The sequence below is a fragment of the Spirosoma fluviale genome (assembly GCF_900230225.1).
GTDB lineage: Bacteria > Bacteroidota > Bacteroidia > Cytophagales > Spirosomataceae > Spirosoma > Spirosoma fluviale.
Genome location: NZ_OCNH01000003.1, coordinates 571,401 through 584,359, shown reverse-complemented (window position 1 = coordinate 584,359; position 12,959 = coordinate 571,401). Strand labels below are relative to the sequence as shown.

Below are 12,959 nucleotides of genomic sequence, written 5' to 3'. Positions count from 1 at the left end.
TCATACCTCCACATAGCCAAATATAATTTGGCCCTCTCCCAATCTTCGAAACAAATATAGATTACGATATTTCAATTAATCTTCGCGCTTTGCGTATTAATATCGTCTATTTGCGCAAAGTGCATCAATTTCACATCTGCATAATTTAAATCGGCGGATTATTATCTTAGCCGCTTAGTATCAGCACGTTATTTAGCCTGACTTTTGGCGCAGTTAACAATAAAATAACAGTTTATTCATCGTTAGTTGACCGGCAAACTGGGGCATTCCTCCTCGCAGATGCAAAATTTACCCGTTTGCCAATAGTCCGATAGAGTCGCAGTGGCGTATATCTTTTGACTATAGCGGCTAAAACTAATTCACTCGTTTGCCCACACGCCCAATGAATCCGTATCGATGCCTTCCCCAATGGGTCATTCTCTGTGCTGCGGGGTTGCTGGTCGGCATCGGTTGGCCGGGCCGTTCGATGGCCCAGAAACGTATACCTGCACCGACGGTGTATACCGATCGGCCTTTCGGGCAGGAATACCACGAAGCTTACCCAATACATGGTACCGGAAACGACACCAACGTACGCAGCCTTGCGGTCGACAACCAGTCTACCGTCTGGATTGCTACGGATGCGGGCGTATTCTTAAAAAAAGTAGATCAGTCGAACTGGCTACCCGTTTTGGGCATGCCTGATGGACCTGCTTATTCGATAGTGGTAGACGCGGAGTCAGTTGTCTGGGTGGGTACCTGGACTGGCCTGTATCGGTATAAAGACCAGAAACCTGAGCGCGTGACAGGCCCCGATTCGCCCATTTCGGTCGTTTGTCCGGCGCGGGAAGGGATGTATGCCCTCGGGCCGCAGGGCGTATGGCTTGTTACCGATCTGGGATGTCAGAAAAAAGTCTATCAGTTGCCCCGCTCCATCCGACAGGCCATTTCTGATGGCAGCGGTGGCCTGTGGGTAGCTACCGATGTGGGACTTTACCAGGTTAACGATACCCTGACCCGCATTTTCCGGAAGAATGAAGACCTGTTGAGTGCCGCCGTAAAAGGCATCGCGTTCGATACCCGCCAGCACCTTTGGGTTGGGGGCCTCGGGGGCGTAACGATACTGGCTCAGGGCCGGAAGAACCGGACGCTTACCCCGGAGCAGGGTATTCCGTCCATCTTTGTGCGCTGCGTAGAGACATCGCCGGACGGGAGTATGTGGGTGGGTACGGAGGTGGGCATTGTGCGCTACCGGCCGGATGGCAGTCACTCCCTGCGGTTCACGCGCCGTTGGCTGCTGGACGACCACGTAAACGACATTGCGTTCGATGCGCAGGGCACCGCCTGGATTGCCACCGAAAAAGGGGTCAGCGCCATCCGAAAGCGACCCATGACACTGGTTGGCAAGCAGGATTATTTCTATGATGTGCTAATGAAGCGGCATATCCGCGCGCCCTGGATTGCCGGACAATGTCGCTTAACAACCCCCGGCGATCTTAGCACGTGGGCACCCGACGACGACGATAACGATGGTGAATACACGAGTAACTACCTGGCCATGGAGTGCTTCCGGTATGCGGCTACCCACGACCCGGATGCGAAGGAAAAAGCCCGGAAAGCTTTTCAGTTCCTGACCTTACTTCAGGAGGTGACCGAAACCGATGGCTTCTTTGCCCGCACGATCGTTCCGGCAGACTGGACCGAAATCGACGATGGCAACCGCACCTTCACCGACCGGGAACGGGCCGACGAACTAGTGAAAGAGCCCCGGTTCAAACCCGTTTCCGTGCGCTGGCGAAAATCGAAGGACGGCAAGTGGCTCTGGAAAGGCGATACCAGCAGCGATGAACTCTGCGGCCATATGATGGGCTACTATTTCTACTACGAACTAGTTGCCGACGAAGCTGAGAAGAAAGTCGTTCGGGCGCATATTTCCCGATTAGTGGATCACCTGATCGCCCACAACTTCACGCTGACAGACATTGACGGCAGGCCTACCCGCTGGGGCGTATGGTCGCCGGATTTGCTGAACCGTGACCCAGACTGGGCACCCGACCGTAACCAGAATTCGATGGAGTTGCTGGCCTTTCTCAAACTGGCGTATTACACAACCGGCAACGTCACCTACGAGCAGCACTACCGCCGGTTGATCGACCGGGAAGGGTATCTGACCAATATGGCTAACATTGCCCGGCAGAATCCGGCCTGGTTTATTTACTTCGATGTGATTCTGGCGGCTTATGTGTATCCAATCCTGATCCGCTGCGAGAAAGACCCAAAACTCCGGGCCTTCTACGAAAACCACATGGACACCTGGCTGGCCAAACGCCGGGCCGACAAAAACCCGCTCATTAATTTTTTGTACTGCTACGCCCGCAATAAACAGGTTGACCTTGCCCCCTCCGTCGATTTTCTGGTCGACACGCCCCTCGATCTGGTCAACTGGACGGTTGATCATACTAAACGTGAAGACGTAAAGCTGGTGCGAACACCCGTACTGGACGAACTTCAGGTGGACCAGCTTCCCCCGGCTAGCATCCGCACCGTAGTACGCTGGGACAAAAACCCCTGGGCCGCCGTAAATGGCACACCCGATATTGAACGTGAACCTGTCTTCTGGCTATTGCCGTACTGGATGGGGCGCTATTTAACCATGATCCGATAAAGTACCCGTCTGCAATCATCCGTAACCGAATACCCGATTCTTATGCAAAATTTCTCTTTTACCCGAATCTTCATCCTCTTCCTTACCGTTCTCTCCCCTGGCCGGAGTTTACTCGCCCAGTCGATTTACCAGGACAAACCGTTTGGACAGACGTATAGCATCAAATATTATTCGGAGAAAACAACCGGAAAACTCACCAGCCTGGCCTGCGACCGAAACGGGGTTATTCAGCTACTGAGTACCGATGGATTGCGGCATCCTTACAGCGGGCAGTTTCTCATTCCCGGTACCTTACCACCCGACCGCACTTATCGACCCATGCAGGATCGGAAACTGGCTGCTGTGGGTACCTACGACCAGCAAATCGTTTACCTCGACGATCAGGCGGTGCTGAGCAATGCCTGGGCCGGAAAACTTTACGCTCAACACCAGTTGCCGAAAGCGCAGTTATTTGTGGGTGGCGCTAACTTCACCTTCCTCGTTTCAGACGGGAAAGCCCTGCACCTGGTGGGCGAAACATCGGTTGTGTGGAAAGGCGAACTGCCCGACGATCAGGTGATCGGGGTGCGGTATCAACCCGCCACCGGCCTGTTTTGGGTACTGGGCAAAAAGGGCCTGTACACGCTGGCGGAGAAAGGGTACAAACTTACCAACGTGCTGCATGGCGAGAATTTCACCGCCTTCGATCTCACCAGCCAGGGTAAAAAAGTAATTATCGGCACTACCGACGGCTATCTTGAATTCGATCCGCTCACCAAAACCCAGCTCGGGACCATCCACCGGAAACTCCCCTGGACCGAACTCACAGCCGTAGCCGACATAAACGGGCAACTGTGGTTCGGCTCCACCAAAGGCGCGTTTTCCCTACGGCCAGATGGGAAGTTCAACTACTTCAACGGCGAACGCTGGTTGCCGGGCAATGAGGTCACGCAACTGGTTGCCGGACCAAAAAACAGCGTCCTGGTGCTCACCACGGCGGGTATGGCCGAGCTGACTACCAAAGCCATGACCCTGCACGACAAAGCCGTATTCTACGAACAACAGGTGCGGAGCCGACACATCCGGAATGGCTTCAATGCCTCGCTGGACGGGCTGGAGAAGGGAAATCTGGCAACGGGTTACCTGGCCGATTCGGATAATGACGGCTTGTGGACCTCCATGTATCTGGCCGGAGAAATCTTCCGCTACGCCGTTACGAAAGAAAAAGACGCCCTGCAAAACTGCCGCGAATCGCTCGATGCCATGGAGCGGTTGTACACCATCAATCCGGTACCGGGCTTTCCGGCGCGGTCGTTCGAGCGGGCGGGCTATATTGCCCGGCTCAGCGACCCCGAACGCTGGCAGCATTCGCCCCAGCCCGGCTGGGACTGGAAGTCGACCACAAGCAGCGATGAAGTGATCGGGCATATTTTCGCCTTCGGAGCTATGGCCGAACTGGTCGACGACAAGTCGATGCAACGCAGGGCCATTACCCTCATCGACACCCTCATGAGCCACATCCTGAGCCACGACCTCTACCTGATCGACTTTAATGGCAAGCCAACGCTGTGGGGAAAATGGAACCCGGAGTATGTCAACGCGTTCCCCGTCAACGTGGGCGACCGGAAGCTGAACTCGTCCAACATCATCGCCATGCTGCAAACGGCCTACCAGTTCACCAAAAAGGGAAAGTATAAAAAGAAGGCCTTCGAGCTGATGCAGAAATACGGCTATCTGGAGAATATGATGCGCCCCATGCGGGTAATTGGAAAAGCGTCCGACGATGCCGATGAACACAGCAAGCATATGTCGGACGGATGGAACCACTCCGACGATGAAATGTACTTTGTGGGTTACTGGGGCTTGTACCGCTATGCGTTTAACGATACCCTGAAGGCAAACTACAAAAAGGCGATACTCGACCACTGGGAAATTGAACGCCCCGAAAAAGACGGTGCCTGGAATATTTTTACAGCCCTTACCGGCACCAAAACCTTTGACCTCAACGAAGCCGCCTGGTACCTGCGGGAGCACCCGCTCGATTTGATCGACTGGGAGATCCACAACAGCCACCGGGAAGATCTTGAGATGCTGGCCGATAACTTCCGGGGACAAACCACCAAAGAAGTGCTCTCCCCCGCCGAACGGCCCATCCAGCGGCACAATGGCAACACCTTTGCGCTGGACCGAACGCGAGGCAACGGTGCATCGGAACATAGCGCGGGCGACATCTGGCTGCTACCCTACTGGATGGGCCGCTACCTGGGCGTAATCAGCGCACCCATAGCCCGAACGGGCCAGTAATCCGTACTGTGGGTAGTTACCCGTTGACAAACCGTGTAATCAGTGTTCAAATGAAGGGTTCAACCCAGCAGAGTCTCCGTCAGAAATTACAACAGGGTCAGCGAGTTTATGGCACTTGTATCACATCGACCGCTCCCATGTGGCCGAAAGCCATCAGTCAGGTCGGTCTGGACTTCGTCTTTTTGGACACCGAACACATTCCAATGGATCGGGCCGAGCTGGCCACCCTGTGCCAGCAGTTTCGGGCTTACGGGATTACGCCCATCGTCCGGATACCGAGTCCCGACCCATTCCGGGCCTGTCAGGTGATTGATGGCGGGGCGCTTGGCGTTGTAGCACCCTACCTCGAATCGGTGGAGCAGGTTCGGGAACTGGTGGGTGCTACCAAATTTCGACCGTTGAAAGGTGAACGATTAGCTAACGTGCTGAGCGGCCTGGAAGTCCTGTCGGCCGACATGCTGGCGTATATCGCGGCCTACAACGCCGACCAGCTATGCATTGCCAATATAGAAAGCGTACCCGCGCTGGATCGTCTGGGCGAGCTTTTGTCGGTACCGGGTCTCGATGCCGTGTTCATCGGACCGCACGATTTATCGGTCAGTCTGGGCTTGCCGGAGCAGTACGACCACCCCGACTTTGAAGTAGCCGTTCGCACCATTATTCACACGGCCCGTTCAAACGGGCTGTCCGTCGGCATTCATTTTTCGCTGGAGCCCGAACGCCAGATCAAGTGGATAAACGAGGGGGCCAACATGGTTGTGCATAGTTTCGACATTGCTCTGTTCAGCCAGCGTCTGCGCCACGATCTGACCCTCATCCGGGAAGCCGTGGGCGACAATCAGGGGCCGGAGCCGGTTAGTTCGCCCATTGTATAACAACCATGAGCCTTTCAACTACACAAGCGCCCATCTGGCGGTTAGATGCCATGCTGCTGAGCGGCCTGGCCCTGTCCATTGGCTGGGGAATCCGGGGCAATTTTGGCCACGAGTACGGAGCCGCCTTTGCCGGATGCCTCGCGGCCATCGTCGTCCCCCTGCTATCGGGCCGGGCCGACTGGCGACAGCGCGTTCTTTACTTTGCGTTCTTCGGAGCCATTGGCTGGGGTTTTGGTGGCTCTATTTCCTACATGCAGGTCATTGCGTATACTCAGAGCGGTCATACAGCTACGCAATGGTTTGGGTACGTTGGTCTGTTTTACATTGGCTTTTTATGGGCCGCACTGGGAGGAGCCGGAACAGCACTGGCGGCAGTGGCCAAACGGGAACAACTCGTTCAGCTTGTCAAGCCCATTCTGTTTCTATTCGGCATCTGGTTTCTTCAGGACCTGGTGGAAGACCCGCTGGTGGAATGGCTGCAGGCGGGCCTTCCGGCCGATCATACCTGGTCGCGGCACAAGAGTCCGCTCTACTGGCTCGATGCCGATTACCTGGCAGCTCTGTTTGCACTGCTGGCCATGGCCCTGTACGACCTGATCGACCGAAAGGAGAAAAACATAGTATTGTTACCCGTTTTTGCGGGCGTGGGTGCGCTGTTTGGCTGGGGGGTTCAACTACTGCTGCAAGTAGCTGATCTGGACCGCAAGCTGGCTTCGCTGGTGACCTATCCACTGGGCGATCCGACTTACATTGACCCCAAAACAGGAACGCTGGCCTTCGATTCAGCTAATTTTCTCAACAACTGGCCCCAGGGGTTCAGCGATTATCCGCAGCATATTGGCTGGATCATCGGTCTTTTACTTGGGATAACGGCTTATTTTAACCGGTTTGGCCGGTTCCGCCACGGGGCCTCGCTCATTGTCTACATGGCGGCTGGCTGGCTACTTTTCTTTCTGGTCGTTCCGGTGCTCGGCAGCGCCTTGTTCACCAGCTACGGCGGCCTCCACATGACCCCGCCCCGTAGCGATGACTGGGCGGGTATTACGGGTGCGTTTATCGGTATGATTCGCTGGATGCGCCGACATCAACTGCTGCCCGTTGCCGTGGCGTCGCTCATCAGCGGCATCATTGGTGGACTGGGTTTTTCCGGGATTCAATGGGTGAAGCAACTGATGATGGCTCCCGGAAACCCGCGCATACTGATCGGCAAAGGGCTTTCGCCCGAAAGCGAAGCGGTTAAAACCATCACCGCCAACTGGAGCAACTGGCAGCACCAGAATTGGCACAGCTTTCTGGAGCAGGGTTACGGCTTCGTAAACGGCATCGCTATTGTGGTGGCGCTGGGCTTTCTGGCAACGCGGATTCCGCTTCATATCGATCCACCGAAACCGACTCCCGGCAAATGGACGCTGGGCGTCGCTGTCGTTTTCGTCTTGCTAGCCATTCCATACGTCAATCTGGTCAAGAACGTCGAAGATTGGACTGAGCACTTGAACCCCGAGGTGTGGACACAGGTCGTTCCTTCGCCGGATGGCCCAAAAACCACGGCCGCTTTCTGGGATGCGCCGTATCTGGGCCACCTGCCCGGCGTCGACTTCCTATACATGACACCCGAAGGCTGGTTCAAGGCAACCTGGCTGCTGGTTCTTCTCCTGTTCATCATCCTCATCCGTCGGCACGCGCAGGAACCGCTGTCTATCGTTCCGGCCACCTGGCTCGGGCGAGGGCAGCTCATTTTTCTGGTGTTGCTCTGGCTGATGGTGGTCGGTAATTTTGAACGGGCGCTGGTCGACTGGCGTCCTCAGCGGCTGCTCACGGAATGGGTCATTACGGTAAACGCCATCCTGGCGACGATGCTGGTGCTGACGGTACCACGCGAACGGACAACGGTCAGTATCCAGCCTATCCCCTCTTTTGCACCGGTCTATCGCCAACTCTGGCTGCGTGTGGCATTAACGGTAACGATTTCGAGCGTATGTTTCCTGCTGACAAACCGGCTGATCTATCAATATCCAGCCAACGAAAAGCCCAACAAGTCGATGCACCTCCGGTTTGGTCCGGAAGCCGACTGGAGAGCTAAACCCAATCTCAAAAACGCAAAGCATAAATGAAACGAGCGCTAAAACGCCTGATGCCGGGATTACTGCTTGGGTGGTTTATTGAAATAAATTCCGTTTTTGGCCAGCTGCCGGTAGCAGACTCAATCTCTTACTACCGAACCCAACTCAAGGCCCACTACAAAATAGGCGTTTCGGCTCATCGGGGCGCATCCAGTGCCGCACTGGATAGTGCGGCACCATACAGTGCGGCACCCGAAAATACGCTGGCTACGTTTCGGCTGGCGCTCCAGATGCAGGTCGATTACATCGAGGTTGATGTCCGAACGACGAAAGACGGCAGCCTGGTGATCTTGCACGACGGTACGCTGAACCGCACCACCAATGGAACCGGCCCGGTCAGCGACCAGACATTGGCTGACCTGAAAAAACTATCGGCGGCAAAGGGTATGTCTGATGCGTTTAAATCTGAACAAATTCCAACGCTGGCCGAAGTTTGCCAGTTGCTGGCCGACTGGAATGCCCGGCATTCGGCAAAAACAAACCTGTACGTCGACTGTAAGGACGTGGCCCCCGAGCCGCTGGTGGCCGTTCTGACGCGCTATGGACTTCTCGCCGATGCCGTTTTTTATGGCTCCGACGAAAAACTACTGGCCTTGAAAAGCGTAGCAGCAGGAGCGAAGCTCATGCCTGCTCTGAAACGGGCCGACCAAATGGCCGCTAAAATCGCCAGTCTGCATCCGTATGCCTTTGATGTAAGCTGGCCCGCCCTGACCGAAGCGCTGGTCAGACAAATTCATCAGCAAAACATAAAGGTATTTTCCGATCTGCTGGACGAATTAGACACCCCCGCTGCGTACGAAAAAGCGTCTCGCATGGGTGTAGACGTCATTCAAACGGATCAGGCACTTCAGATGTATAAAACTCTGGCCGCCAAACCAACTCACTAAGCATACACTACCTTCACGTCATGAAACGACATTTTCTTGCCTGTTTGCTCGCCCTGAGCCTGTCGCCGGTTTGGGCACAGCTCCACAAAGACTATTCCCCAACGGCTTATCCCGACCGGCTCGTTCTGGGCTGGCAGGGCAATCCGGCCACCTCCCAATCGGTCAACTGGCGAACCGACTCCACCATTACCACCGCGGTCGGGGCCATTGCCGAAGCCGACCCCTCGCCCGATTTTGTGGACAAAGCCCAGGTTGTGACGGCCACCACCGAACGCGTTGTCCTCGACGGCAAATCGGTTCGGTATCATTCAGTCCATTTCAAAAATCTCAAGCCGGGCACCCAATATGCGTATCGCGTAGGCGACGGTACTCACTGGAGCGAGTGGTTTCACTTCAGAACGGCGCAGGACCGGCCAGCGCCGTTTTCATTTTTGTACTTCGGCGATGCCCAGAATGATATCCGGTCGCTTTGGTCACGGGCCATTCGGGGCGCATACTCGACCCTGCCGAAAGCGAATCTGATGATCCATGCGGGCGACCTCATCACGACCTCCAACGCCGACTGGCAGTGGGCGGAGTGGTTCGAAGCGGGGGGCTGGATCAACGGCATGGTGCCCACGCTGGCCACGCCCGGCAACCACGAGTATTTTAAGGACGAAAAGGGTAAGACGCAGGTATCGAAACACTGGCGTCCCTCCTTCGTACTACCCGAAAACGGACCAAAAGGTCTGGAAGAAACCACGTACTTTATGGATTATCAGGGCACCCGTTTTATTTCCCTGAACTCGCAGGCCGCCCTGCTGGATTCGACCGTGCTGAGGGCACAGGCAGACTGGCTCAGGCAGGTATTGACCAACAACCCCAGCCGCTGGACGGTTGTCGTGCACCATCACCCCATCTATTCCACGAAACAGGGGCGCGACAACGATGAATGGCGCGAGCGGATAGAGCCCATTTACAAAAAAATGGGGGTCGATCTGGTTTTGCAGGGGCACGACCACACCTACGGCCGGGGCCTGAACATGCCCCTGGGGAAAAGCCGTAAACACCCCGACGGACCCATTTATGTAGTGTCGGTCAGCGGCCCTAAAATGTACGACATTGGTTTGCAGAACTGGATGGACCGGGCGGCCTCCAATACCCAGTTGTACCAGACGATTTCGATCGACGGCGATAAACTGTCGTATCAGTCCTACACAGTGACGGGCGATAAATACGATTCGTTCGAGCTGATCAAGAACAGCAAAGGACAAAATACACTTGTCGATCAGGCTCCGGCACTGGCTCCCGAACGGCTCGACCTACCGGCGGAGTACCAGAAACGATACACACCCGACCAGATGCAGGAATACAATAATCGTTTTAAGGCGTATAAAGCCCGAAAACAGGCAAAAAAAGACTAATTTGGGCTGGTGCTATACATCTCGCTTACCAAACCCCTCTCTTATCCCTGACTTCTTTTCGAATGAGTACATTACATACGCCCATTGAACCGGCTATTGCTCAGCCAACTCCCGTTAAACGGCTTCTCTCCCTCGATACACTGCGCGGTTTCGATATGTTCTGGATCATGGGCGGTGAGGAAATTTTCCACGTGCTGGCCAAGACGACCGGCTGGGCGGGCGCTATTCTGCTGGCCGACCAGTTTTCGCACCCGGCCTGGAATGGTTTCAGGGCCTATGACCTCATTTTTCCGCTGTTCATGTTCATGGCGGGCGTATCGACGCCGTTTTCAATCGGGTCGCGGCTGGACAAGGGAACGGACAAAGCGCAAATTGCCCGCAAGATCATTGGCCGGGGGCTTATTCTGGTTCTGCTGGGCATCGTTTATAACAATGGGCTGTTTAACCGGGTCTTCGAAGATATGCGCTTTTCGAGTGTACTGGGGCGTATTGGTCTGGCGGGAATGTTTGGGCAATTGATCTACCTGTATGCTCGCCCGCGCACCCAGTACATCTGGTTCGTTGGGCTGCTGCTGGGTTACTGGGCCCTGATGATGCTGGTACCCGTACCCGGCTGTGGAGCGGGTGTGCTCACGATGGAGTGCAATCTGGCCAGTTATATTGACCGACTGGTGGTGCCGGGCCATCTGTACAAAACGATCCATGATCCGGAAGGGTTATTCTCCACGATCCCTGCCATCGGCAACACGCTGCTGGGCATTTTTGCTGGTACATTTCTGCGGACACATGGCCGAACGGGCAATCAAAAAGCGGTGCTGCTGCTCGGCGCAGGGGCAGTTTTCGTGCTGCTCGGCTGCCTTTGGGATTTCATCTTCCCTATCAATAAAAACCTCTGGACCAGCTCGTTTGTACTGGTTACGGGTGGTCTGAGCTTAATGTTGCTGGCCCTATTTTACTGGGTCATCGACGTAAAAGGCATTAAGGGCTGGACATTCTTCTTCACCGTCATCGGTATGAACTCCATCCTGATTTATCTGGCGGGCGAATTCATTGACTTCGAGTACGCGGCTCGTTTTTTCTTCGGCGGTCTGCTCAAACAGTCTACGTCCGAAGTGGTAACGGCTGTTGGTGCGGTACTGGCCTTTCTAGCTGTTAAATGGGTCTTCCTGTACATCCTGTACAAGAAAAAAGTGTTCCTGCGGGTGTAAGCTCCGCGCTGAAGCAGATTGGTGATATATGAAAAGAGCCTGGTTAGTCATCGCGATGACTAACCAGGCTCTTTTTATACCGTCAGCTAAACCGTTTAGGTAAACGTACCGAAACCATCAACGGCCGAACCAGTTTTTAGCGTCAGTTGCTTCACATTACCCAGCGATTTGATCTTAGGGGTTTTATACGCCTTTTTAGGGGCCGAAGCCGATATATGTACAGCTTTTTTGCTCATGAGTCTTGAAAAGTTAGTGGGGTAAAATCCCTAAAGTTGATACGTAAACCCTTACTCGATAACGATACGGTGCTGGCGAGCCTGCCCCCGCTCTTCTACGGTTAATACGTATACGCCGGTTGCCAGTTTGCTGCTCATTTTCAGGAGTAGCTTGCCCGACTCAACGCCCGTTTTCTGAAGCGGTAGTACACGGCCGTCTGCACTATAAAAACGTACCGTTGCCGTTTCGGGCTCATCCAGCCGGAGGTCAAAACGCCCCTCACCCACTACCGGGTTAGGAAATACACCATAGGCATCGTCCCGCAACACCACCGAAACAGCCGGGTAAACACTGGTTTTACCGTTCAGATCGGTCTGGGTCAAACGATAGTAACTGGTACCCGCATAAGGCATCGCGTCAACCAGATTGTAGGTCTTCAGGGCGTTACTCATAGGGGCCAGTTCGCTCACGACACCTACGGTCTCAAAGAGCCGGAGATCTTTGCTGCGTTCGATCAGGAAGCTTTTGTTGTTGGTTTCCAGCGAAGTTGTCCAGTCTATTCTCACCGTATGATCGGGCTGGGCCTTAGCCGTGAAGGACGCCAGCGAAACCGGTAGCGGGGCTGGGGCTGCCACAGTCGTAACATTGCTGGCATTCAGGGTAATGGCTCCGGTTGTCGACAGGGCTCTACCTTCGAGGGTTGAGGTGCTCAGAACGATAGCACCCAGGGCCAGTATAGTTCCCTTGAACGAAGAACCAGTATTCAGCGTTGCCGCTCCTTCTATCCGGAAAAATACGTTGTTGGCGGTAGCTCCATTTGTCAGCACGATACTGGAGTTGGTTCCGGTAACCAGAGCACTGCTCAGCTTGATAATGAAAGTACCTGACCCGCTTAATGTCAGCGTTCCGTTTAATGTGGTAGGCGAAGCCGTACTCTGACAGGAGACTCCCGGCGACAGCGTCTGACCGCCTAACTCAGCGGCTATCTGCGTACCGCAGGTGAATAAACCTATCGAGTTATAGGCCGCTACAACGTCAAGGGCTGCCTGCGTAGACTGGGCACTTCCGGCAAGACGGGTACTGCCCGTTACGGATGCGGTTTCGAAGCCACTAATGGCCCCCACATTCGTACCAATATCACCTACAACTGCCGATGCCCCCGTATTGGTAAGTGCTCCGTTTGCCGTGAAGAGCGCAAATCCGGAGGTGGTCCCCAAGTTCAGCGTCTGCCCGAACCCTACTTTCGGGAGGATTAGCAGAGTTACCAGGATTAGATAAAGTAAAATTCTTTGTGCCATTTCGTTGTCATTAAAACATTAAAGT

9 protein-coding genes are annotated in these 12,959 nt (G+C 54.7%); 7 read left to right on the top strand and 2 right to left on the bottom strand.

The annotated features are described in order from the left end of the window. The first annotated feature begins 367 nt into the window (after positions 1–367). From CRO74_RS18615 to CRO74_RS18585, 7 genes are all read left to right on the top strand, one after another. Positions 368–2,644, top strand: coding sequence for a ligand-binding sensor domain-containing protein (locus CRO74_RS18615; protein ID WP_245877904.1), 2,277 nt, complete (start codon positions 368–370; stop codon positions 2,642–2,644). 42 nt (positions 2,645–2,686) lie between these two features. Next, positions 2,687–4,927, top strand: a complete 2,241-nt coding sequence (locus CRO74_RS18610) for a hypothetical protein (RefSeq protein WP_097127785.1) — start codon at positions 2,687–2,689, stop codon at positions 4,925–4,927. A gap of 50 nt (positions 4,928–4,977) precedes the next feature. Then, positions 4,978–5,802, top strand: coding sequence for an HpcH/HpaI aldolase family protein (locus CRO74_RS18605; RefSeq protein ID WP_097127783.1), 825 nt, complete (start codon positions 4,978–4,980; stop codon positions 5,800–5,802). Between the two features lie 5 nt (positions 5,803–5,807). After that, the gene (locus tag CRO74_RS18600; protein WP_097127782.1) at positions 5,808–7,913 is read left to right on the top strand and encodes a hypothetical protein; all 2,106 of its coding nucleotides are present in this window, start codon (positions 5,808–5,810) and stop codon (positions 7,911–7,913) included. Beyond that, positions 7,910–8,809 carry a glycerophosphodiester phosphodiesterase family protein gene (locus CRO74_RS18595; RefSeq protein ID WP_097127780.1) on the top strand — a complete coding sequence of 300 codons (900 nt, stop codon included), beginning with the start codon at positions 7,910–7,912 and terminating at the stop codon, positions 8,807–8,809. Before CRO74_RS18600 ends, CRO74_RS18595 begins: the two co-directional genes overlap by 4 nt. 20 nt (positions 8,810–8,829) lie before the next feature. Continuing rightward, the gene (locus tag CRO74_RS18590) at positions 8,830–10,212 is read left to right on the top strand and encodes a purple acid phosphatase family protein (protein WP_097127778.1); all 1,383 of its coding nucleotides are present in this window, start codon (positions 8,830–8,832) and stop codon (positions 10,210–10,212) included. 62 nt (positions 10,213–10,274) lie between these two features. Continuing rightward, the gene (locus CRO74_RS18585; protein ID WP_097127776.1) at positions 10,275–11,420 is read left to right on the top strand and encodes an acyltransferase family protein; all 1,146 of its coding nucleotides are present in this window, start codon (positions 10,275–10,277) and stop codon (positions 11,418–11,420) included. A 95-nt stretch (positions 11,421–11,515) separates the two neighbouring features. On the opposite strand, the gene CRO74_RS31670 is transcribed toward CRO74_RS18585, so the two are convergent. Together CRO74_RS31670 and CRO74_RS18580 are read right to left on the bottom strand one after the other, a co-directional pair. Continuing rightward, the gene (locus CRO74_RS31670) at positions 11,516–11,656 is read right to left on the bottom strand and encodes a hypothetical protein (protein ID WP_179830246.1); all 141 of its coding nucleotides are present in this window, start codon (positions 11,654–11,656) and stop codon (positions 11,516–11,518) included. 51 nt (positions 11,657–11,707) lie between these two features. Beyond that, positions 11,708–12,934, bottom strand: coding sequence for an ice-binding family protein (locus tag CRO74_RS18580; protein ID WP_245877903.1), 1,227 nt, complete (start codon positions 12,932–12,934; stop codon positions 11,708–11,710). Between the last annotated feature and the right edge of the window lie 25 nt (positions 12,935–12,959).